Origin of the sequence: Flavobacterium limi, from assembly GCF_010645075.1 — a bacterium.
Lineage (GTDB): Bacteria > Bacteroidota > Bacteroidia > Flavobacteriales > Flavobacteriaceae > Flavobacterium > Flavobacterium limi.
This window is the reverse complement of the sequence record NZ_JAADZV010000008.1, coordinates 86,913-109,196: the sequence shown is the minus strand read 5'-3', so window position 1 is coordinate 109,196 and position 22,284 is coordinate 86,913. Positions and strand designations below refer to the sequence as shown.

The 22,284-nt window shown below is 32.5% G+C and carries 19 protein-coding genes and 1 pseudogene; 7 read left to right on the top strand and 13 right to left on the bottom strand.

Features of this window, described 5'->3' with window-relative positions; all coding sequences use genetic code 11:
- Positions 1–75 precede the first annotated feature (75 nt).
- The 6 genes from GXM16_RS16590 to GXM16_RS16565 all read right to left on the bottom strand — a co-directional run bounded on the left by GXM16_RS16590 (position 76) and on the right by GXM16_RS16565 (position 8,201).
- Positions 76–1,272: a glutamate-5-semialdehyde dehydrogenase gene (locus GXM16_RS16590; RefSeq protein ID WP_163395614.1), complete on the bottom strand. Its 1,197-nt coding sequence runs from the start codon at positions 1,270–1,272 to the stop codon at positions 76–78.
- 95 nt (positions 1,273–1,367) lie between these two features.
- Positions 1,368–2,507 (bottom strand): aspartate aminotransferase family protein, encoded by a 1,140-nt coding sequence (locus tag GXM16_RS16585; RefSeq protein ID WP_163395613.1) that lies wholly within the window; start codon positions 2,505–2,507, stop codon positions 1,368–1,370.
- A 90-nt stretch (positions 2,508–2,597) separates the two neighbouring features.
- Positions 2,598–3,575, bottom strand: a complete 978-nt coding sequence (gene argC, locus GXM16_RS16580; protein WP_163395612.1) for an N-acetyl-gamma-glutamyl-phosphate reductase — start codon at positions 3,573–3,575, stop codon at positions 2,598–2,600.
- A complete protein-coding gene (locus tag GXM16_RS16575; protein WP_163395611.1) occupies positions 3,568–4,761 on the bottom strand; it encodes an argininosuccinate synthase in 1,194 nt (397 codons plus the stop codon). Before GXM16_RS16575 ends, argC begins: the two co-directional genes overlap by 8 nt.
- Before the next feature lie 64 nt (positions 4,762–4,825).
- A complete protein-coding gene (locus GXM16_RS16570) occupies positions 4,826–5,464 on the bottom strand; it encodes a GNAT family N-acetyltransferase (protein ID WP_163395610.1) in 639 nt (212 codons plus the stop codon).
- A gap of 469 nt (positions 5,465–5,933) precedes the next feature.
- Positions 5,934–8,201: a M1 family metallopeptidase gene (locus tag GXM16_RS16565; protein WP_163395609.1), complete on the bottom strand. Its 2,268-nt coding sequence runs from the start codon at positions 8,199–8,201 to the stop codon at positions 5,934–5,936.
- Positions 8,202–8,387: 186 nt separating this feature from the next.
- Between GXM16_RS16565 and GXM16_RS16560 the strand changes: the two genes are divergently transcribed.
- Positions 8,388–9,242 (top strand): aldose 1-epimerase family protein, encoded by an 855-nt coding sequence (locus tag GXM16_RS16560; protein WP_163395608.1) that lies wholly within the window; start codon positions 8,388–8,390, stop codon positions 9,240–9,242.
- 66 nt (positions 9,243–9,308) lie between these two features.
- Here GXM16_RS16560 and GXM16_RS16555 read toward each other — a convergent pair whose 3' ends face one another.
- From GXM16_RS16555 to GXM16_RS16535, 5 genes are all read right to left on the bottom strand, one after another.
- Entirely contained in the window at positions 9,309–10,151 is an 843-nt protein-coding gene (locus tag GXM16_RS16555; protein ID WP_163395607.1) for a DUF2911 domain-containing protein, read from the bottom strand.
- Between the two features lie 70 nt (positions 10,152–10,221).
- Complete coding sequence (locus tag GXM16_RS16550) at positions 10,222–10,884, bottom strand: HAD family hydrolase (RefSeq protein ID WP_163395606.1); 663 nt, start codon at positions 10,882–10,884, stop codon at positions 10,222–10,224.
- 175 nt (positions 10,885–11,059) lie between these two features.
- Complete coding sequence (locus GXM16_RS16545; protein ID WP_163395605.1) at positions 11,060–11,776, bottom strand: tRNA threonylcarbamoyladenosine dehydratase; 717 nt, start codon at positions 11,774–11,776, stop codon at positions 11,060–11,062.
- Between the two features lie 37 nt (positions 11,777–11,813).
- Positions 11,814–12,467, bottom strand: a complete 654-nt coding sequence (locus tag GXM16_RS16540; RefSeq protein WP_163395604.1) for a TatD family hydrolase — start codon at positions 12,465–12,467, stop codon at positions 11,814–11,816.
- The gene (locus GXM16_RS16535; protein ID WP_163395603.1) at positions 12,467–13,063 is read right to left on the bottom strand and encodes a DUF1684 domain-containing protein; all 597 of its coding nucleotides are present in this window, start codon (positions 13,061–13,063) and stop codon (positions 12,467–12,469) included. Before GXM16_RS16535 ends, GXM16_RS16540 begins: the two co-directional genes overlap by 1 nt.
- A 99-nt stretch (positions 13,064–13,162) precedes the next feature.
- Between GXM16_RS16535 and GXM16_RS16530 the strand changes: the two genes are divergently transcribed.
- From GXM16_RS16530 to GXM16_RS16505, 6 genes and pseudogenes are all read left to right on the top strand, one after another.
- Positions 13,163–14,380, top strand: coding sequence for an MDR family MFS transporter (locus GXM16_RS16530; RefSeq protein WP_163395602.1), 1,218 nt, complete (start codon positions 13,163–13,165; stop codon positions 14,378–14,380).
- Positions 14,381–14,539: 159 nt separating this feature from the next.
- Positions 14,540–14,907: pseudogene (locus GXM16_RS16525) on the top strand (BlaI/MecI/CopY family transcriptional regulator).
- Between the two features lie 6 nt (positions 14,908–14,913).
- A complete protein-coding gene (locus tag GXM16_RS16520) occupies positions 14,914–16,776 on the top strand; it encodes a M56 family metallopeptidase (RefSeq protein WP_163395601.1) in 1,863 nt (620 codons plus the stop codon).
- Positions 16,777–16,808: 32 nt separating this feature from the next.
- Positions 16,809–17,183 carry a BlaI/MecI/CopY family transcriptional regulator gene (locus GXM16_RS16515; protein WP_163395600.1) on the top strand — a complete coding sequence of 125 codons (375 nt, stop codon included), beginning with the start codon at positions 16,809–16,811 and terminating at the stop codon, positions 17,181–17,183.
- Positions 17,184–17,190: 7 nt separating this feature from the next.
- A complete protein-coding gene (locus tag GXM16_RS16510; RefSeq protein ID WP_163395599.1) occupies positions 17,191–18,918 on the top strand; it encodes a M56 family metallopeptidase in 1,728 nt (575 codons plus the stop codon).
- Between the two features lie 88 nt (positions 18,919–19,006).
- Positions 19,007–19,147, top strand: a complete 141-nt coding sequence (locus tag GXM16_RS16505) for an SsrA-binding protein (RefSeq protein WP_163395598.1) — start codon at positions 19,007–19,009, stop codon at positions 19,145–19,147.
- A gap of 3 nt (positions 19,148–19,150) precedes the next feature.
- On the opposite strand, the gene GXM16_RS16500 is transcribed toward GXM16_RS16505, so the two are convergent.
- Entirely contained in the window at positions 19,151–19,669 is a 519-nt protein-coding gene (locus tag GXM16_RS16500) for a DinB family protein (protein WP_163395597.1), read from the bottom strand.
- 12 nt (positions 19,670–19,681) lie between these two features.
- A complete protein-coding gene (locus GXM16_RS16495) occupies positions 19,682–22,267 on the bottom strand; it encodes a phosphoenolpyruvate carboxylase (RefSeq protein WP_163395596.1) in 2,586 nt (861 codons plus the stop codon).
- Between the last annotated feature and the right edge of the window lie 17 nt (positions 22,268–22,284).

The following is a 22,284-nucleotide window of genomic DNA, read 5'->3' as shown; positions in this document are numbered from 1 at the left end:
AGTTTTTTTTTCAATCTAAAATCTGAAATCTACAATCTAAAATTTTCTAATTATCTAATTGTCAAATTATCTCAATTATCTAATTTGCCCGTCCCCGTAAACGTACCACTTATTTGTAACCAAATGCTGCAAACCAATTGGTCCTCTTTGGTGGAGTTTATCAGTACTGATTGCCAATTCTCCTCCTAAACCAAATTGTCCACCGTCAGTAAATCTCGTTGACACATTGTGATATACGGAAGATGCATCTACATTTTCCATAAATTCTTGTGCCAAAGACTCATTTTTAGTAATAATTGAAGCCGAATGACCACCACAGTATTTATTGATTTTAGCAATCGCTTCCTGGTTTGAATTAATAGTTCCAATTACAATTTTATAATCTAAAAATTCTTCGTACCAGATTAAATCATTTTCAATTGCCTTCACACCAGTTGCTTTTGCCACATCATCATCTCCTAAAACAATAACTTTGAATTTCTCCAGTTCAGTCACTAATTGTTTAGCAAATACTTCCCAATCTGGCAGATTCGTATCAATTAAGACTTTATCTAAAGCATTGCAAACAGATATATTTGATGTTTTTCCGTTGATAATGATTGCCATTGCTTTTTCTAAATCGGCATCAGCATTTACATACACGAAATTATTACCACGCCCGCTTACAATTACCGGGCAGGTAGCGTGTTTCTTAGTAAATTCAATTAGTTTTTCACCCCCACGAGGTACAATTAAATCTACTTTTTGCGTTGGTTTTTCGAGAAATTCCTGTGTCTGTATTCTGTCATAATTTAAGTATTCAACCCAATCAGTTGAAACTTCATTTTTTTCAAGAGCCTGATGCCAAAGACTCACAATCTTTTGATTCGAAAGCAAAGATTCTTTACCTCCTTTCAAAAGGATTTTATTTCCGGATTTAAAAGCAATTCCTCCAGCCTCGACTGTAACGTCGGGACGGGATTCGTATATGATTAAAATAGTTCCAAAAGCAGCCGTTTTATTGCTGATTTTCATTCCGTTTTCATGAGTGAAAGTAAAACGAACCTGCCCAACAGGATCTTCCTGACTGGCTAATTGCTGCAAAGAAAGAATCATGCCGTTTACTTTAGCATCATCTACCAGCAAACGCTTTTCCATTGCCAGATCTTCTCCAGAATAATTGGCTAAATCCTGTTGATTGATACTCTTTAACGATTCTCTTTCCTGCTCTAATAAACCCGCCATTGTAGTTAAAACAGCATTCCTTTTTTCGATTGGAAGTATTGTATTCATAATTTATAGTTGGTTGTTTTTTGGTTGTTTCTTTTTCAGAAACTTTATTTAAACCCGACAAACTTTGAAAACCTGTCGGGTTTATCTATTGAGAATTAGTTTTTTAATTCTTCTAAACTTTCTTTTAAAGCGACAACAAAAGTGTCAATATCTCCTTTTTTCACAGTTAAAGGCGGTAAAATTCTCAATAAATTTTTATTGTTTGCGCTTCCTGTAAAAATGTGTTTTTCGATAATTAATTTCTTTCTTAAAGCCGCAACATCAAAATCAAACTCCACTCCAAGCATCAAGCCTTTTCCTTTTACTTGTTTGATCCCTTCAACTTCTTTTATTTTTTCTAAGAAATATGCATACACTTCGTTTACATTCTTTTGTAAATCAAGCTTTTCAATTACATCTAAAACTGCAATTCCTGCTGCGCAAGACAAGTGACTTCCACCGAAAGTAGTTCCTAATAATCCGAAACTCGCTTCAAATTTTGGAGAAATCAAAATTGCTCCAACAGGGAAACCATTCCCCATTCCTTTTGCAACTGAAATAATATCAGCGTTGATTGCGTGGTGTTGGAAAGCGAAAAATTTCCCGCTTCTTCCGTATCCTGACTGTACTTCGTCTAAAATTAAAATGACATCGTGTTTTTTACATGCTTTTTCTAAAGCCTGAAAAAATTCCGTTGTTCCCTGATCTAAACCACCAACTCCCTGAATTCCTTCAATAATTACTGCTGTAACATCACCTTTTGCTAATTCAGCTTCAACCAATTCAATTTGGTTTAAAGGTAAAAATGTTACTTCTTGTTGTGCATTAATTGGCGCAACGATTTTTTTATTGTCTGTAACCGCAACGGCTGCAGAAGTTCTTCCGTGAAAAGAATTATGAAAAGCTACAACTCTGGATTTTCCGTTATGGAAAGAAGCTAATTTTAAAGCATTTTCATTCGCTTCAGCTCCGGAACTGCATAAAAACAATTCATAATCTTCTAATCCTGAAAGTTTTCCTAATTTTTGTGCCAATTCAACCTGCAAAGGATTCTGAATCGCATTAGAATAAAATCCTAAGTTGTCAATTTGGTTTTTCAATTTAGCCACATAATCCGGCTGTGTATGTCCGATGGAAATTACGCCATGTCCGCTGTATAAATCTAAATATTCTACTCCTTTATCGTCTATGATTGTACAATCAATTGCTTTTACCGGAGTAATGTCGTATAATGGGTAAACGTTGAATAAGTTCATTTTTTTATGTTAAATGTTATTTGTAAAAAGTTAGATATTGATACGCAAAGAGATATACATTTTACATCTCACTTCCAACATTTTACAATTTTAAAATCCGCTTGGTTTCAAATGTAAACCTGTGGTCTCTTCTAATCCGAACATTAAATTCATATTCTGAATCGCTTGCCCTGAAGCACCTTTGGTTAAGTTATCTATAATTGATGTTATGAGAACCCGGTTTCCTTTTTTCAATAAACTAATGATACATTTGTTCGTTTGAACCACTTGTTTCATGTTGATGTTAGTTGTTGTAACGGTTACAAAAGGTTCATTTTTATAGAACTCTTGGTATTTTTCAACTAATTGATCCAAACTATCATCGCATAATGTATAAAGCGTTGCAAAAATTCCTCTTGGAAAATCTCCTCTGTTTGGAATAAAAAGTAATTCGCTGTCAAAATCATCCTGTAACTGCACCAGGCTTTCTGAAATTTCTCCCAAATGCTGGTGTTCGAAAGCTTTGTAATGCGAGAAATTATTATTTCTCCAGCTGAAATGAGAAGTTTCTGAAAGGCTTACTCCTGCTCCTGTACTTCCTGTTGTTGCGTTGATATGAACATCATTATTCAACAAATTGTGTTTTGCTAAAGGCAATAAAGCCAACTGAATAGCTGTTGCAAAACAACCTGGATTTGCAATATAATCTGCTTTTTTAATTTCAGCCTTATTGATTTCAGGCAACCCGTAAACGAAATCTTTTCCTTCGAAATGTGCATCTTTATTCAGCCTGAAATCATTTCCTAAATCAATGATTTTAGTATGACTTGCAAACTGATTTTCTTTCAAAAATGAAATTGATTTTCCGTGACCTAAACACAAGAAAACAACATTCACATCAGGATTGATTTTATCCGTAAAATTCATCTCAATATCCCCCATCAAATCATGGTGAGCCACAGAGAGTGGTTTTCCGGCGTTTGTTGTACTGTAAACAAAATCAATGTTAACATTTGGGTGAAACATTAATATTCTGATAAGTTCACCAGCCGTGTAGCCCGAACCACCAATAATTCCGATATTAATCATGATCTAATTTGTTTACAGATGAGAAAATATTCTGAGCATTTCCTAAAATCTTAATAAATCCTTTTGCATCTTCAGATGTCCAGGCATTGTTCATTTCGCCATACTGACCGAAACCAGTATTCATCAAATCATTTTCAGATTCGATTCCGTCAAGTGAGAAATGATATGGTTTAAGCGAAACAGTTACTGTTCCATTTACAGTTTTTTGAGTATCCTGAAGGAAAGTCTCAATATTTCTCATTACTGGATCCAAAAACTGACCTTCGTGAAACAACATTCCGTACCAGTTTCCTAATTGTTCTTTCCAGTATTGCTGCCATTTTCCTAAAGTATGTTTCTCTAATAAATGGTGCGCTTTAATGATAATTAATGGTGCAGCGGCTTCAAAACCAACTCTTCCTTTAATTCCGATAATCGTATCCCCAACGTGAATATCTCTTCCAATTGCGTAAGCGTTTGCCAATTTTTCAAGCGCTACAATATTGTTTGAAGGTTTGTCTGTTTTTCCGTTTAAACCAACTAATTCTCCTTGCTCAAAATGGAGTGTAACTTTTTCTTCACCTTCTTTTTGCAATTGTGAAGGATAAGCTTCACCCGGTAATGGTTTTGCAGAAGTTAAAGTTTCCTTTCCTCCAACGCTTGTTCCCCAAAGACCTTTATTGATAGAATATTGCGCTTTTTCCCAAGAATAGCTTACTCCATTTTTTTGAAGGTATTCTACTTCTTCTTGTCTAGAAAGTTTTAAATCTCTAATTGGTGTAATGATTTCGATTTCCGGAGCGATAGTCTGGAAAATTAAATCGAAACGAATTTGGTCATTTCCTGCACCTGTACTTCCGTGTGCGATTGCGCTTGCTCCTACTTTTTTAGCATATTTTATAGCTTCAATTGCCTGGAAAACACGCTCTGCACTTACTGATAATGGGTAAGTATTGTTTTTTAATACGTTTCCGAAAATCAAATATTTTATAGCTTTATCATAATATTTGTCTACGATAGTCAAATTTGCGTGTTGTGCACTTCCTAACTCGTAAGCCCTTTTTTCAATTGCTGATAATTCTTCTGCGTCGAATCCTCCTGTGTCAACAAGAACAGTGTGAACTTCGTATCCTTTTTCATTTTTTAAATATTTCAAACAATACGAGGTATCTAATCCTCCGCTATAAGCTAATACTACTTTTTTCATTTTTTATAATTTAGGCTAATACTTTCGTATGTAGCAGTTTGATATTTCTTTTTTAATTAATTGTTTAGCTAAATAAAACAGACAAAAATTTATTTAAAAATAAAGCCTGCTTGATTTTTTTTAGTCTGCTTAAAACAGCTTCGTTAAAAGGATGTCTTGGAGGATCTTTTGGCTTGTCTTTTGGATCGTACAACATTCCTGTACAAAGACACATTTTGTTTTCTTTGCTCTGTAAAATCGGGAAATTAGTACAGGTTTTACAGCCAGCCCAAAAACTAGGATCAGTTGTTAGCTCTGAGAAAGGCACAGGTTTATACCCTAACTCAGAATTGATTTTCATTACAGCCAGACCAGTCGTGATACCAAATATTTTTGCCTCAGGATATTTTTTTAAAGAATAATCAAAAACTTTTGATTTTATCTTTTTAGCCAGGCCTAAGTTTCTGTAATCCGGATGCACAATCAAACCCGAATGAGCCACAAATTTCCCATGCTCCCAACTTTCGATATAACAAAAACCTGCAAATTTTCCATCTGCCAAAGCAATCATTGCATCGCCATTAGACATTTTTTTCTGAATGTACTCAGGAGTCCTTTTAGCAATACCGGTACCTCTTAATAAGGCCGATGATTCTATCGTATCGCAAATTTCCTGTGCGAATTTGAAGTGTTCTTCCTGAGTTACAACAATAGAGATCTTCATTTCAATAATTGAAGTTTAGCGTTAAATATTAAAACGTATTGATTAAATTGAAATCCAAAAAGCCAACTGATAATACCAGACATAACAGAAACATTATCCTTAAAATCAAAAATTTGATTAACAACAGTTTTAATTAAATAAATTCTTTGGGTATATGCTTGTCTGACAGACAATTTATGTGATTTCAAAATAGAAAATGAATATAAATAAATACACGACGAAAAACTCTTTGAATACTATATAGATAGCATCCGTACTTCGGGAGAAGTACCAGGTGAGATTGTCCGTGACAAAGAAGTTATATGTAAACTTATTTTATTCATTGGTGCAAAAGTACACTATTTTTTTATTTATAAAACTAATTTTAAAAAATCTAACATTTTTTTAATGTAATGTTGTTTTTGACAAACAAAAAAAGTCCGACAGATTTCATAAACCTGTCGGACTTAATTATTTATAAAATTTTATTTTAGTTTTTAGTAAATGGAATTACCTGCCCATTTCCTAAAACAGTCATATCAAACGCTGTTTTTGCTTCGTTAAATTTGAACTTCAAACCTGCTGCATTAGATACAAAAGTATCTTTTTCACCAACCACCGGTTCAACTGTAAACTTTGGAAAGTTTGTGATTTCCACATTAAGAATACTGTTTTTCTCCGTTAACTCAATTTTTAGAGGAGCATTTTTTGTCGAATAAATCCCTAAGTAACCATCCAGGATAATATCTTTTTCAACTTTGCCTTTACCTGCTGTCCAGACATTATTGCTTTCATTGTAATCAGGAAAAACATGATCCGGATCCAAAGTTATACTTTCAATCTCTTCAGTAGAATTATGTTTAAAAGACCAGTCCTTATTGCGTTGCCAGATTTCTACAGGTAAATTAACTCTTGTTACTTTACCGCTTTTTGTTTTTATATCCAAAACAATGGGCATTGGCATTTTGTCTAAATTTTCAACGTTAATAATAACACCTTTTGCAGGATTATTTTTAACATACTTAATTGAATTGATTCCCTGGTCAAACCTCCAGTTATTTACATACCAGCTTCTCCAGAACCAGCTTAAATCTTCACCGGCTACATTTTCCATTGACCTGAAAAAGTCATCTGGCTGCGGGTGTTTATAAGCCCATCGCTGAATGTAAGTCCTGAAGGCAGTATCAAAACGTTCTTTTCCTAAAACCTGCTCTCTTAAAAGTATCAAACCGGCACTTGGTTTAAAATAACACAACATACCAATATTTGCCTCTTTCATATTATCCGGAGAGCTCATTATCGTTTCTAAATCCGGTCTTGTAAAGGGTTCCGCCATTTCGTGTAAATCAGTTGCTGGTTCTTTATACTCTCCATTGTTAAATGCAGTGGTGCTTAATGAATTAATAAAAGTATTAAAACCTTCATCCATCCAGGCAAATAATCTCTCATTTGAACCTACAATCATTGGAAACCAAATATGCCCAAATTCATGATCAGTAACCCCCCACAAATCTTTACCTTTCGATTCCCAGCTGCAGAATACAATTCCTGGATACTCCATTCCGCCTTCATTTCCTGCAACATTTGTTGCTGCCGGATAAGGATATTCAAACCATTGTTTTGAATAATGTTCAATCGATGCTTTGACATATTCCGTAGAACGGCCCCATGCGCCATTTCCGGCACTTTCAACAGGATAAGCTGACAATGCTAAAGATTTTTTACCACTAGGCAGGTTTATTTTTGCCCCGTCTAAAATAAATGCAGAAGATGAAGCCCATGAAAAATCACGGGCATTTTTAATTTGGTAATGCCATGTTTTTTCAGCAGCTGCATTTGTATTTGCTCCTGCATTTACTTCTTCAGCAGAACGAATAGTAACTGTTTTATCACTTTGTCCGGCTTCCTTGTAACGTTTAAATTGCTCTGCAGATAATACTTGTGCACCATTCAGTAATTCTCCGGAACTCACTACATAATGATTTGCCGGCACAGTAAGTTTTACATCAAAATTACCGTATTCCAGATAAAACTCAGATGCTCCGAGATACGGTGCTGTATTCCAACCTCTGATATCATCATATACGCACATACGCGGATACCATTGTGCCATTGTGAATATTTTTCCGTTTTTGGTTTCCAATACTCCCATTCTGTCTGATCCTTCAAAAGGAGCAATAAATGAGAATTCAATTTTAATTTTTACCGAGCCACCTTTTGAGGCTAATTCCTGTGGAAGAAAAATTTGCATTCTGGTATCAGTAACTACATATTTCGCTTCAGTTTCAGTTTTTTTCTTGTCTCCGGAAATTACTTTTACCGATTTAATTTTATTTCCCCCGTCAAAAATTTGTCCCTGAGCTCCATTACGGCTTCCTGTTAAAGGCACTACTGCATTTCCACGTGAGTCATTTTTGAATAAATTCTGATCTAAATTTAGCCATAAGAAAGACAATTTATCCGGACTATTATTGGTATATGTAATTTCATCGGTACCAATTAGTTCGTTTGTAGTAGCATTTAACTTTGCCGTAATCTGATAATCTGCTCTGTTTTGCCAATATTCCACGCCTGGCTGTCCGCTTGCAGAACGGGTTGGAGTTCCATTTTTTGTGTAAAAATGTGGTGCAAAAGCATCATGATAATTGTAATTATTAACTGGATTTCCTGCTGTTGCCGGTACTTGTTGTGCCGAAACAGAAAAAATTCCTACAAACAAAGCCATTGTCAACAAGGCTTTAGCGAACTTTCTTTTCATATTTTATAGCTGTTTATGTAGCAAATTAATGAAAAAAAATACTATTTACAGAGAAAACTTAAAGCTTATATTTAATTTTAGCAAAAAATTATTAAAAAAATAATTTAAGCCATTTTCTAAAAATTAAAATTTATAAAAATTATATTTACAATTAAAAAGGATTTTATCTCACTTAAAAATACTATTTTGAATACAACCATATCAAATTCCACATTAAAAGCTTCAATCAAACATCATGGAGCTGAATTATTTTCTTTAGTTGACAACCAAAATAAGGATTATATATGGAACGGTAATCCAGATTACTGGTCAAAGCACTCTCCTGTTCTTTTCCCTATTGTGGGAAGTTTAAAAAATGAAAGCTATACATTTGAAAAAAAAGAATATAATCTCTCCAGACATGGTTTTGCCCGTGATATGGAATTTCAATTAATTGAAAAAACAGAATCGTCTGCAATATTTTCTTTATTATACAATAATGAAACTCTTGAAAAATATCCCTTTAAATTCGAATTGCAGATTATTTATAAACTTGAAGAAAACAAATTACGCATCGGTTATAAAGTAATAAATAAAGGAGAAACTAAATTACCATTTTCAATTGGTGCTCATCCGGCCTTTGCATTACCAAAAGATTTTTCAGAATACAGTATTGAATTTGAAAAAGAGGAGAAACCGGAATATTCACTTCTTGAAGATGGCTTAATTTCCAATACAACGAAAATTTTAGAAACTTCCAATAATTCGGTTTCATTAAATTACAAATTATTTGAAAATGATGCTTTGGTTTTTAAAACACTTGAATCAAATTATTTAACTATACTCGAAAATTCAAAGCCTTATATTAAAGTTGATTATAAAGATTTTCCGAATTTAGGAATCTGGACTAAGGAAAATGCTCCTTTTATATGTATTGAGCCCTGGTTTGGTTATTCTGACACATTAGAAAAATCAGGAGATCTATTTAAAAAAGAAGGAATACTGATTCTGGAAGCAAGTCAAACTTTCAACACTTTATTTGACATAGAAGTCTTTCAATAAGCAACAATAAAAAACCCATTTTGAAACATTTCAAAATGGGTTTTAGTTTTATAAAAAGAATACCGATTATCTACTCCATTCTGAAATACTATCCTTGTTCATTTTTACGTAATCCTGATTATTAGCAGCTTCTGCAGCTGTTAAAGAAATTTTAGCAGTTTCTACAGCCCCTGCCTTATCACCTTGTTTAGCCTGAATTAAGGATTTTAATCTGGTAACATAAAAAGGTTTTTCTGAACTCAGTTCTAATGCTTTGTCCACATAATCTCTAGCAAGCATTATATTGCCATTTGACTGAAATAAATATTGAGCCGCAGCATAATAATCATTCCATGTTGGACCAGCCAAAGTTTTTTGAATACTAGCTGTAGCTAATTTGGCAGTAGGAACTTCAAATTTCAAAGCGATATGAGAGTTTTCCCAGGCCATTTCTAAATAACCAGAGTTTTGATCCAGATTATTAATACCTATAGTAAAGGTTTCAACCGGTGTTGGTAATGCATCTTCCTTTACAGTTGTTCTCAAAGCCACGTATGCATCACTCCAGTTTTCCGGTAATCCCCAGTTGTCTGTAGAAAGATAAAAAATCACTTCCCAGCTTTCTATTTTGGGAATTGTATAAATGGCATATTTTCCTTTTTTTAATGTTTTACCATCAATAACAACGTCATCTCCAAAATTGATTATTGTGTTTTCATTAGCTCCTGTTCTCCATAACTTTCCAAACGGAACCAGATTACCAAAAACCGCTCTGCCTCTGGCTCCTGGTCTTGAATAGGTAACTTCTACATCTGTTAATCCAACGGTTTGTTTGATATACGCTTTTGGACTAGCCTGTGGTGTTCTTATTTGTGCTTCTGCAACAATAGGTGCCAAAACAATGGCCAATGCAATAAGTAGTTTTTTCATTTTATAAATCTGTTAGTTTTTTTTCAAAATTACGAATTCAAAAAAAGACAATAGTTAAATTTTACTTAATTCAAACACTTAATTGTGATATTTTAAAAGCATCTAATTCATTAAAATGATTAATGATCAAATTTGCTTCTGATAAATCCTGTCCTTTAGAATTCTCACTTCGGTAGCCTATACAAAAAATCCCTGCCCCTTTAGCCGCTTTTACACCATTTGTACTGTCTTCAATTATGATACAATTCTCTTTCGGAGCAACCGATAATGATGCAGCATGTACGAAGATTGCCGGATTAGGTTTCGATTGTGGAAAATCTTCACCGCTCACAATTGCAGAAAAATACTGATGCAGATTAAATCGGGTAAAAACACGATCAATAGTTACTTTTGAAGCAGATGAAGCTAAAATTAACTGAATTCCGTTAGCGTATAAATCCTTTATTAAATTCTCAACACCTTCTAATAAATATAAATCTTCTTTGGTATCAAAAGCATCATTAAAAATATTTCTTTTCCTTTGAATTAATTCCTCAACGCCATGTTCTATTGTTGGAAAAAATGCTTTTAAAGTCTGAAAGGTATTTCGGGTTGAAAATCCGGTGAATGAAGTATACATTTCTTCAGAAACTTCAATATTTAATTCTGAAAATTGTTTGTAATAAGCATAACGATGAACGGGTTCTGTATCTACAATCACGCCGTCCATATCAAAAATTACTGTTTTAATCATTTTTTTAAGTTACTAAGGGCTAAGGTCTAAGTTTTTTTATTCGGTTTTCTGTTTGTTCTAACTTTATTAAAATTTAAACTTTTGAGAAAGTTCGTATATGATTTTAAAAGGCTTTCGGAAACTAAGATTCAAAGTTTTTAAAACTTAGTCACTTAGAAACTTAGCACCTCATAAACTACTCTTTTTTAAGTAAGTGACGAATTACGGTTTCAGCGGCATGTAAGCCAAATAAAGCAGGAATATAACTATTGGTTCCGTAAAATGACTTTTTAAAGTTTTTACCGTCTGTCATTCTTAAACTCTTCTTATCCGGAATCTCAGGAGAAAAAACAACCTTTAACTTATAAATTTTTTCTGCTTTTAACCGGCGTCTAATTGTTTTTGCAAACGGGCAATAACAGGTTTTTGAAATGTCTCCAACTTTTACTTTTGAAGCCAGCATTTTTCCACCAGCTCCCATACTGCTTATAATTTTTACTTTTTTACGTTTTGCCGCAAAAATCAGATTTAGCTTCGGTGTCACACTATCAATACAGTCCAAAACATAATCAAATTCTGGGGAAACGATTTCAAAAGCGCGTTCCGGTGATAAAAATTCCTGTACGCGGGTTAACTTTAGTTTAGGATTAATATCCATCAGTCGGTCACTTACAATTTTAATTTTAGGTTCCCCAACAGTTGAATGCAAAGCAGGCAATTGTCTGTTTATATTTGTAATATCAACAACATCCCCGTCAACAATAGTCATATTCCCTACTCCAGCTCTTGCCAAAAATTCAGCTGCAAACGACCCCACACCTCCTAAACCTACAACCAAAACATTTGCATTTTGCAGGTTATCTAATCCCTCTTTTGTAAATAAAAGCTCAGCTCTTTCTGTCCACTCTGCCATATATTTGTTTGTTATTTTAGTTTATTTAATTTTTGTTTCAGAATTGGTTCTGAAACACATTTTTATAATTATTTAAGATTACAGATTGTAATTCCTCATTTTTTAATTCTTTATAATTTGAAGCTAATTCATAAACCTGTTGAATATTTTCTTCAATTGTATCTGTTTCCAAAAAGAAGCGATCAATTGGTATATTTTGAAAAACTGTTTTTAAATCCGGATTTCGTAATAAAAATTTTCCAAACGAAAGATAAAACCCTTCCTTAATAAGCTGATTCGCAATCTGATTATTCTTTGAAAAACCATGAATTATCATCGGAACCGAAATATTCAACTTCTTTTTTATTGAAATCACTTCCTGATATGCTGCAACACAATGAATAACTACTGGCTTTTTATATTTTTCTGCTAAAAATAACTGTTGCTCAAAAACACTAACCTGCTGTTCAAACGGAATTTCAATTCGTTTATCCAGACCGCACTCACCAATGGCCAGACAATTCTCTTCTTTTAATTTTTCCTCAATAATTTTTAAATGGGCATCAATTCTGTCTTCAACAATATACCATGGATGAATTCCAATCGAATAAAACGGAACAGAAGAATCAAAATCCTGAGGGTACTGATTAACCAATTCTAAAACATCAGGAGTATTTGTAAACTGATGCGTATGAAGATTGAAAAATTTCATTAATGAAACGTTTTTACACCAGCCTTAATGGCAATATTTAAATCATTCTCCAATGGAACAATTGGACATGAATATTGATGATTATAAGCACAATAAGGATTATAAGATTGATTAAAATCGATTTCAATCGTATTCCCCTTTGGAATTTCTAAATCAATATACCTTCCTCCTATATAACTCTCTTTGCCACAGGTTAAATCTGAAAAAGGTAAAAACAAATGTTTTTTATACTTATCTGATTTAGAAAGCTCCACATCCTGATAAACATTCAACTGTAATGCAACCCCATCAATCGTAAAGAAAACGGTACCATATTTAATGTATTTTGGTTTTCGGGAAGTCGATGTTTTCATTTCAAATACTTTTTCATTTTTAGCTTTTATTAATTTTGCATTCACAAAATATTTACTGCTTATTGGATAAAAATCAAGTGATTTAAACGTTTTCAAATCATTAGCCATTAATGGGCTGGTTTTAGCATCTGCATATTCCGCATTAATAGTTTTCTGAAATTTTTCAGCATTATTTTTATTGAATTTACCCTGACTATAAGTACAATTAAAAACCAATAATAAAATAAGGACGCTATTTTTCATTATAAAAATTTTGTACAAAAATAGTTTAAAACAAATAAAGCAGCAACCGCTACACGTTACAAAGTTTTCTAACTTTGTTGAAAAACAACTTCTTTTATAATGTTAAAAAACGCTTTTCACCATTACATCAACAATTTTAGAGGATTCACAAGAGAAATATGGATACTTGCTATTATTACTTTTATTAATCGTGCAGGTACAATGGTGTTGCCTTTTTTATCAAAATATTTAAAAGAAGATCTTCATTTCACTTACAATCAGGTTGGGTGGATTATGGTTGCATTTGGATTAGGGTCAATGCTGGGATCCTGGCTGGGAGGAAAATTATCCGATAAAATCGGATTTTATAAAATCATGATTTTTAGTTTGTTTACAACTGGAATTTCTATGTTTTTGATTCAATATATTACTAGCTTTTTCGGACTTTGTATAGGGATGTTTTGTTTAATGGCTATTGCAGATATGTTCAGACCAGCCATGTTTGTTTCACTTGGTGCATATGCGAAGCCAGAAAACAGAACACGTGCCTTAACATTAGTCCGTTTAGCAGTAAATTTAGGTTTTGCTTCTGGTCCGGCTTTAGGTGGTCTGATCATTATGGGAATAGGATATCAGGGACTTTTTTGGGTAGATGGACTCTCCTGTATCATTTCTATTTCAATTTTTGCTTTACTCGTAAAAGAAAAGAAAAAAGTTACATCTGAAGATAAAACTGAAAATTCATCAGAGAAAAAGTCGGTTTTTAAAGACCGGATATTTTGGGTTTTCTTATTTGTGAGTTTTGTAACCGCTATAATCTTTTTTCAGCTTTTTACCACCTTGCCTTTATATCATAACGAGAAATTTGATCTGACAGAATTCCAGACTGGGCTTTTAATGACTTTAAATGGCTTACTAATTTTTGCATTAGAAATGCCTACTGTAGGATTTTTGGAGAGAAAAGGTTCTCCGAAAATAAAAATCATTATCCTGGGTTCTTTCATCATGGCGTTAAGCTTCTTTATGTTACTGATTAATGTTTGGGCAGGAATACTCGTTATTAGTATGATTTGTATCTCTTTGGGAGAAATCCTTGCGTTTCCTTTCTCAAATGCTTTTGCTTTAAGCCGTGCCCCACGAGGTCAGGAAGGACAATATATGGCTCTTTATACCATGAGCTTTAGTCTGGCCCATATCATCAGTTCAAAAGTGGGTTTTGAAATTATTACACGATTTGGATATCAGGTTAACTGGTTTTTCATGGCCAGCATTGGTATGATAGCAACATTTTGCTGCTTATGGATTAAGAATGCACTTGTTTTAGAAAAAACTTCATAAACAAAAATAATAAAACACTTTATTTCAGATTATTACATTAAATTTAAAATAATATTTCTTCTTCTAAACCAAAAACAAACTTCTTTTTTAGTTAATTAACTATTTTTATAGTTGTATAACTAAAAAAATAGTTGTAGGTTTGATTTAAAATTAAAGTACATGCAAAAATTAACCAACAAGGAAGAGGAAATTATGCCTATTTTATGGAAGCTGAAAAAAGCATTCGTCAAAGAAGTTCAGGCAGAAATTATCGAAGACAAACCTCATTATAATACGCTTTCGACAATTATTCGTAATCTGGAAGAAAAAGGTTTTGCTGCACATAATGCTTTTGGAAATACCTATCAATATTATCCTGTAATAAGTTTAGAAGCTTACAGGAAAAAATATATAAAAACTGCTATTGATAATTATTTTAACAGTTCCTATAAAAATATGGTTTCATTTTTTGCTAAAGAAGAAAAATATCTGCAACCGAATTACGTGAAATCTTAGCTATGATAGAATCAACAACAGAAAAAAAATAATTATTTATGGAAGCACTTTTTATTTATATCGCAAAATCATCAGGCTTAGTTATATTGTTTTATTGTGCTTACCATTTTTTGTTACGTAAAGAAACTTTTTTCAATAGCAACCGCTGGTTTTTATTAGTCGGATTAATTACTTCAATAGCACTGCCTTTTTTTGTTTACACCAAAATTATATGGGTAGACCCTGCTCCAATTACTAATTTAAACCTGTCTCATCTCAATATCCTTCAAACACCTGAAAAGGAATCTTTTGAAATAAACTGGAATTATATTATTCTGCTTATATACAGTATTGGTTTTATCGCTTTCCTTCTAAAATTTGCAATAGATTTTTACAGCTTGCATGCCATTTTAAAAGGAAAAAAAATACAGCAACAGGCAGATTATAAATTTATCGATGTCAACGATAACATTTCTCCTTTTTCTTATTTCCGGAATATCGTATACAACTCATCAATGTACACGGTATCAGAATTAGAAAATATTCTTGAACATGAAAAAGTGCATAGCGATCAAAATCATACTATTGACGTATTAATTTCCAGATTTTTCTGCATGGTATTCTGGTTCAATCCAATAATATGGTTTTATAAAAAAGCGATTGTTCAAAATCTTGAATTCATTGCCGATAAAGAAGCTGCAAAAAAAATTTCAGACAAAAAATCCTATCAATACACTCTCTTAAAAATAACAACACATGAAAACTGTGTTGCAATCACCAATCATTTTTATCAATCATTAATCAAAAAACGAATCGTCATGTTAAACAAAAATCAATCAAAAAAAAGGAATTCATGGAAATATTATGCAATTCTTCCAGCACTTGTAGCTTTTGTAGTTTTATTTCAGATTGAAACTATCGCACAAGAAAAAACCTCTAATATTATCGAAAAAATAAATCCGGATGAAGTTGAAGCAATAGAGGTGTTTACAATAGAAAAAAACACTACAGATGCTGAAATACAGCAAAGAGTAAAAACATTAAAAGAAAAATTTAATATCTCTGCCTTTATTTCAAAATTAAAAAGAAACTCCAACAATGAAATTACTTCTGTTAATATTGATCTGAAGGATGAAAAAGGAGCTAAGAAATTTAAAAAATCAACAACACCAACAGGAATTGAAAAAATTGGAATCATTATTATTAAAGAGAAAAATGGAGCTATTTCATTTAATTTTGCTGATACACAGCCAACTGTAATTAACCATAAAACAGAAGCTAAAGACGTTTTAATAAAAATAAAGGATACTCAAATTTCTAATACCAACAATGATGTTAAAAGTAATTCTGATACTGATACAAACATTAGTACTAATGTTAATACAAATACTGTTGTAAAAACAAATGAAGATGTCGTAAGAATTGTAACTAAAACTGATGCAAAACCTATAATAGTCATCAATGGAAAACTTGCAAGTCCGGAATTTAATATTAATTCTATTGATCCTAATAAAATAAGCTATATGAATGTTTTGAAAGGCATGGAAGCAAAGGCAAAATACGGCGATATAGGTAATAATTCGGTCATCGAAATTGTTACCAAAGTAAAGATCGGTGCCAATGAATTTGAAGAATTACAAGCACCAAAAGCTGTAGAAGGTCATGAAAGAAAAGAATATAGTGAATGGAGAGTATCAGGACATAAAAATTCTGAAAATGTTTTGTCAATAGTTGGAGAAAACCAAAATGTTGACATTAAAAAAGTATTAATCGTAATAGATGGAAAAATTACAGATAAAACTGCTGATGATTTAGATCCACAAAATATTCAACAAATTGATGTATTAAAAAACCCTACAGCTACTAGTAAATATGGGGACAAAGGAAAAAATGGTGTAATTTTAATCACTACCAAAAAATAATTTCGAATAAACTTAAAATCAATACTCAGGTCATGCAAAAACTAACAAACAAAGAAGAAGAAATCATGCACATTTTATGGAAGCTTAAAAAAGCTTTCGTAAAAGAGATACAGGCAGAAATCACTGAAGATCAGCCTCATTACAACACGCTTTCAACAATTGTACGAAATCTCGAAGAAAAAGGATTTGTCGGACATAATGCCTTTGGAAATACACATCAATATTACCCTGTAATAAGCCTTGAAGCCTATAGCAAAAAGTATATGAAAACTGCAATTGATAATTATTTCAACAGTTCTTATAAAAATATGGTTTCATTTTTTGCCAAAGAAGAAAAAATCTCTGCAGCAGAATTACGTGAAATCTTAGCTATGATTGAAGCGCCAAAAAAAGAAGACGAAAATTAATTACTTTATGGAAGCAATTTTTATTTATATCGCAAAATCATCCGGATTAGTTGTATTGTTTTATTTTGCCTATTACTTTCTATTGCGCAAAGAGACTTTTTTTAACAGTAACAGATGGTTTTTGTTAACAGGTTTAGTAACTTCATTAATTCTGCCTTTTGTGGTTTACACAAAAATTGTCTGGATTAATCCTGTTCCAGTTTCAACTGTTAGTTATCCACAAAATTTTGTGCAGGAAGCTATTCAAGAAGAATCGTTTGAGATTAATTGGCATTATATTCTTCTTTCCATTTACTGTATTGGATTTTTGATGCTCATAATAAAATTTGCTGCTGATTTTTATAGCTTAAATTCAGTTCTGAAAGGAAAAAAAATACAACAGCTAGCTGATTTTAAATTTGTGGACGTATCTGAGAATATTGCTCCGTTTTCTTATTTTGATTACATCGTATACAACTCATCAATGTATACAGAAGCAGAATTAGAAAATATTATTGAGCATGAAAAAGTCCACAGCAATCAAAATCATACTATTGATGTATTAATTTCACGAGTATTTTGTGTGCTTTTTTGGTTCAACCCTGTCATCTGGTTATATAAAAAAGCTATTTTGCAAAACCTTGAATTTATTGCCGACAGCGAGGCTGCCAAAAAAATATCCGACAAAAAAGCCTATCAATATACGCTTTTAAAAATAACAACACACGAAAGCTGTGTTGCCATCACCAATCATTTTTATCAATCATTAATCAAAAAACGAATTGTCATGTTAAACAAAAATCAATCAAAAAAAAGGAATTCATGGAAATACTATGCAATTCTTCCCGCACTTGTCGCTTTTGTGTTTTTATTTCAGATAAAAACTGTTGCACAAGAGAAAAAAGAAGCTCAGGAAATCTCTAAAAACCCAACTGCTGTTGACGTTTACAAAATCAAAAAAAACACAACTGATCAGGAGCTAAAAGAATTTACTGAAAATTTAAAGCAAAATCACAATGTAGATGTTGTGATATCTAATCTTAAAAGAAATACCAAAAATGAATTAACTGCTATTAAAGTTGATATTCAAAAAGGAACAGGTGAAGATCAAACCATTGAGATTGAAGGTAACGAGCCAATTAAAAGCTGTGGAATTGTAATTACATCAGAAAACGGATCTAAAAAAATCAATGTAATTACAGATGGCGGAATGGACAAACCGTTAGTTGTTGGAGATAATCTTATTTTAAATGAAAAAAGCAATCCTGTCAAAGTCTGTTTAGCCTTACCAATAACACCTCCTGTTCCACCTACCCCCCCTGCATTTCCAACAGGACCGATGCCACAGGCTCCTGCACCAGATATGTCAAAAATGCCAAAACCACCCGTTCCGCCTAACAATCCAAAAGATAAAGTGGCTATGAGTAAATTTGGGAAAGAAATGGCTGAATTTGAAAAAAAAATGGAATCTTTTGAGCCGGACATGTCCGCTTATGAGAAACAAATCGAAGAAATCATGTCTAAACGTGAAGCCATTTTCGAAAAAGAAATGGAAAAATATGAAGTCGCTATGGAAAAGTTCAACGCTGACATGGAGAAATTTACTGAACAGATTGAAATAAAATATGGTAAAGATTCCAAACAGTACGAAATAAATATGAAGCAATTCGAGAAAGACATGAAAGTATTCGAGAAAAACATGAAACTTCATGAAAAAGAAATGAAAAAAATGGAAAAAGAAAGTCAGAAATCTTAAACCATCTGTCTTTGTCTTTTAAAACACAAAAAGACTTTGCCCTTAAGCAAAGTCTTTTTTTATATCTTTGAAAAAAAATTAATTTATTATGTATAAAATCTTAGCCAAAATAAATAAATTTCTTCTCCCTAGTTTTACCAAACAAGGTTTGGATATTGCAAAAGCAAAAAAATGGCAAATGGCTATTATTAGTTATCGCTATTTTGTTACTCTTCGTGCTTTAGATTAAACACTACAGATACCTTTCTGAAATTACTCTTAAATGATGATTTTGGTGCCCTGTAATAATAAAAGCAATTGCTCTTACAGAAATTGCTGTATTTGAAGCTGTCCCCATAAATAATAGCTGTTCTTCATTCAGACTTTCAAAAAAACTAATTGTCGCTTTTCTGGCATTTTCATATTCAGCTAATAAATTTTCAATCGAACGGGAATTAGCAAATGCTAATGGCACATAATCATTTTCTTCAAAACCTGGCAAAGGCGTTTGATCACCTCTGCTGATTCTTAAAGCTCGATAGGCAAAAATTCTTTCAGTATCTGCCATGTGCAGAACAATATCTTTTATTGTCCATTTTCCTTCTGCATATCGATATTCTAATTTTTCAGCCGGTATATTTTTTATAAAATTAACCAACTGAGGCAATCCATATTTTAAACCATCTAATAATGCAACATTACTATCAGTAGCATTAATATAAGTTGCATTAAAAACTGAATATTCGTTTGTTGATAAATCTGAAACTAGCATAATAAATTAGATTTAAGCCGAGTTTCTACTCGCATTTGTATTTCCAAATAAAGAGCGGGTCACAATTTTCTCATATACTTTAATTAGATCCTCGTTTTTCACTTTTTCCTTATTCAATTCGTTAATTCTCAATAATGCATATTGCTGTATCGTCAACAATGGCAACACTATACGTTCTCTAATTTGAATCGAAGCTTTACCATCAGGATAGTTTTCCATCAGCGTTTTATGACCTGCAATTTTAAGTAAAAGACGTTCTGTTTCTAAAAACTCATCATAGATGATTTGCCAAAATTCCCCAAACTCAGGATCTTTTCGCATGTAAGCAGTGAGAGGTAAAAATGATTTTGCCAATGACATCATACTATTTTCCAAAAGCGTTTTAAAGAATAATGAATTGTGATATAAATCGCTTACTTTCTCCCACTGATTGGTATCTTCAAAATGTTTTAAGGCAGAACCTACTCCAAAAAATCCTGGCACATTTTGTTTCAGCTGACTCCATGAACCCACAAAAGGAATTGCTCTTAAATCGGCAAAATCCAATTGCTCAGATTTACTTCTTTTTGAAGGACGGCTTCCAATATTAGTCTTAGAATAGTATTTTAACGTACTCATCTTTTCCAAATATGGAATAAATTTAGGATGATTTTTAAAACTTAAATATTTCTCATACCCTAAACCTGCCAATTGAGTCAAAATTGCTGTTTCTTCAACGCTTAATTCATTTTTCTCTTTACTAAAAACCTGATTGGTTACTCCGGCACTTAATAAATTTTCGATGTTGTAACGGCATGAATCCAAAGTTCCGAAATTAGAACTAATAGTCTGTCCTTGAACAGTAACCTGAATTTCGTTATTTTCAATTTTTGGCCCTAAAGACGCATAGAATTTATGTGTTTTTCCACCACCACGCGCAGGAGGTCCGCCACGTCCGTCAAAGAAAATAGCCTGTATGCCATATTTTCTGGATATTTGTGTAAGTTCAATTTTTGCCTGATAAATGCTCCAGTTCGCCATCAAATAACCGCCGTCTTTTGTTCCGTCAGAGAAACCAAGCATAATGGTTTGCTTATTGCCTCTTGATTTCAAATGTGCAGCATATTCAGGATTTGTATACAATTGCTCCATAACTGAATGAGCATTTTGTAAATCATCAACTGATTCAAAAAGCGGAATAATATCAACTGTTGGATTTTCCCAGTCGTTTAAACGAATCATCGCAAAAGTTTCCATTACATTCAACGCACTTTCATTGTTACTGATAATGTAACGATTTGCGCCAAATTCTCCATTATTTTGCTGAATAGTTTTGATAGCCTGAACTGATTCTAAAGTCAGTCTGGTAATTTCATTATCAAAATCTGCCGGATTCAGATTCCCTTTTACTTTTGATAGCACAAGTAATTTATCATCTTCAGACAAGTCGAAATAATTTTCAGGAAATATTTTTGAATCTGAATTTAGATAATAATTTACCACATCATGGAAAACAGCATTGTGAATTTTACTGTTCTGACGTATATCTAAAGTAGCAAAATGAAAACCAAACAAATTAATTTTAACTAACAAAGCCTCTAATTCATCTAAATATAAAGACTGATGCTTTTCAATAATTATAGTTCTAATTTTATTTAACTGAGTAAGTAATTCTTCTAAAGTAATATAAATTTCACCTTTAGAATAAAACACAGACCTGTAAAGTTTATATTCAAGTTCAGCAACCAAAGTATCTACACCTGAAAAAGTTAACTTTCTTTTTAGGTTTCTCATTTCAACATAATAACACTTCAAAATTGAAGTACGCAAGCGTTCAGCGACTTTCAATGTTATATCTGTTGTAACAAACGGATTACCATCACGATCTCCTCCAGGCCAGAAACCAAGTTTGATTAACTGATTCTGAATAGCAGCTCCTTCAAGAATATTTTTCTGTAAATAATGAACTATTTCCCCCGCAGTCTCATAAAATACATTTTCTAAATACCAAATTAAACTTACCGCCTCATCAAAAGGATTTGGCTTTTCATTTTGAATAAAAGGAGTTTTTCCTAACTGCGCCAACAATTGCTTGATTTTCAATAAATCATTCTGCCTGATCGCTTCAGTTAAATCATTGATGATTCCCAATACCGGTCCGGGATAAAACTGGGTAGGATGCGCCGTTAAAACAGTTCTGACATTAAAATTTTCAAGAAAATCGATTAACTCATCATCTTTTTCCTTCGCATCTGACTTCTCTTTAATATCACGAAGAGAACCGCGACCTTCCATGTTATTCACAACCGGAAAAGCAGCATCTTCAATAGCATCAAATAATACAATTTGACGTTCGATATACTGGATAAAGCGAAACATCAAATCAATTTTTTCTGTTTCTGAAGCGTTATTCAAAAATTTATTTGAAAAAAAGTCAAAAATTTCTTTTGGAGTCTCCTGTTTTTTAAACCCTGTTTCACAAGTTTCCGTAAACAAAGGAAGCAAAACCCCTGTATTGTCTATTGAATCAAAAGGTAATGTTATAAAAACACTATTATAAATATGATATTTAGAGAGAACATCCTGATTAAAACGTTCAATTTTAGGCAACGTGTACATAATCCTTTTTATAAGTT

Excerpts from the sequence above, each read along its gene's own strand:
- GXM16_RS16590 (WP_163395614.1), bottom strand. The coding sequence starts at position 1,272 with ATGAATACAATACTTCCAATCGAAAAAAGGAATGCTGTTTTAACTACA.
- GXM16_RS16585 (WP_163395613.1), bottom strand. The coding sequence starts at position 2,507 with ATGAACTTATTCAACGTTTACCCATTATACGACATTACTCCGGTAAAA.
- argC (WP_163395612.1), bottom strand. The coding sequence starts at position 3,575 with ATGATTAATATCGGAATTATTGGTGGTTCGGGCTACACGGCTGGTGAA.
- GXM16_RS16575 (WP_163395611.1), bottom strand. The coding sequence starts at position 4,761 with ATGAAAAAAGTAGTATTAGCTTATAGCGGAGGATTAGATACCTCGTAT.
- GXM16_RS16570 (WP_163395610.1), bottom strand. The coding sequence starts at position 5,464 with ATGAAGATCTCTATTGTTGTAACTCAGGAAGAACACTTCAAATTCGCA.
- GXM16_RS16565 (WP_163395609.1), bottom strand. The coding sequence starts at position 8,201 with ATGAAAAGAAAGTTCGCTAAAGCCTTGTTGACAATGGCTTTGTTTGTA.
- GXM16_RS16555 (WP_163395607.1), bottom strand. The coding sequence starts at position 10,151 with ATGAAAAAACTACTTATTGCATTGGCCATTGTTTTGGCACCTATTGTT.
- GXM16_RS16550 (WP_163395606.1), bottom strand. The coding sequence starts at position 10,884 with ATGATTAAAACAGTAATTTTTGATATGGACGGCGTGATTGTAGATACA.
- GXM16_RS16545 (WP_163395605.1), bottom strand. The coding sequence starts at position 11,776 with ATGGCAGAGTGGACAGAAAGAGCTGAGCTTTTATTTACAAAAGAGGGA.
- GXM16_RS16540 (WP_163395604.1), bottom strand. The coding sequence starts at position 12,467 with ATGAAATTTTTCAATCTTCATACGCATCAGTTTACAAATACTCCTGAT.
- GXM16_RS16535 (WP_163395603.1), bottom strand. The coding sequence starts at position 13,063 with ATGAAAAATAGCGTCCTTATTTTATTATTGGTTTTTAATTGTACTTAT.
- GXM16_RS16530 (WP_163395602.1), top strand. The coding sequence starts at position 13,163 with ATGTTAAAAAACGCTTTTCACCATTACATCAACAATTTTAGAGGATTC.
- GXM16_RS16520 (WP_163395601.1), top strand. The coding sequence starts at position 14,914 with ATGGAAGCACTTTTTATTTATATCGCAAAATCATCAGGCTTAGTTATA.
- GXM16_RS16515 (WP_163395600.1), top strand. The coding sequence starts at position 16,809 with ATGCAAAAACTAACAAACAAAGAAGAAGAAATCATGCACATTTTATGG.
- GXM16_RS16510 (WP_163395599.1), top strand. The coding sequence starts at position 17,191 with ATGGAAGCAATTTTTATTTATATCGCAAAATCATCCGGATTAGTTGTA.
- GXM16_RS16505 (WP_163395598.1), top strand. The coding sequence starts at position 19,007 with ATGTATAAAATCTTAGCCAAAATAAATAAATTTCTTCTCCCTAGTTTT.
- GXM16_RS16500 (WP_163395597.1), bottom strand. The coding sequence starts at position 19,669 with ATGCTAGTTTCAGATTTATCAACAAACGAATATTCAGTTTTTAATGCA.
- GXM16_RS16495 (WP_163395596.1), bottom strand. The coding sequence starts at position 22,267 with ATGTACACGTTGCCTAAAATTGAACGTTTTAATCAGGATGTTCTCTCT.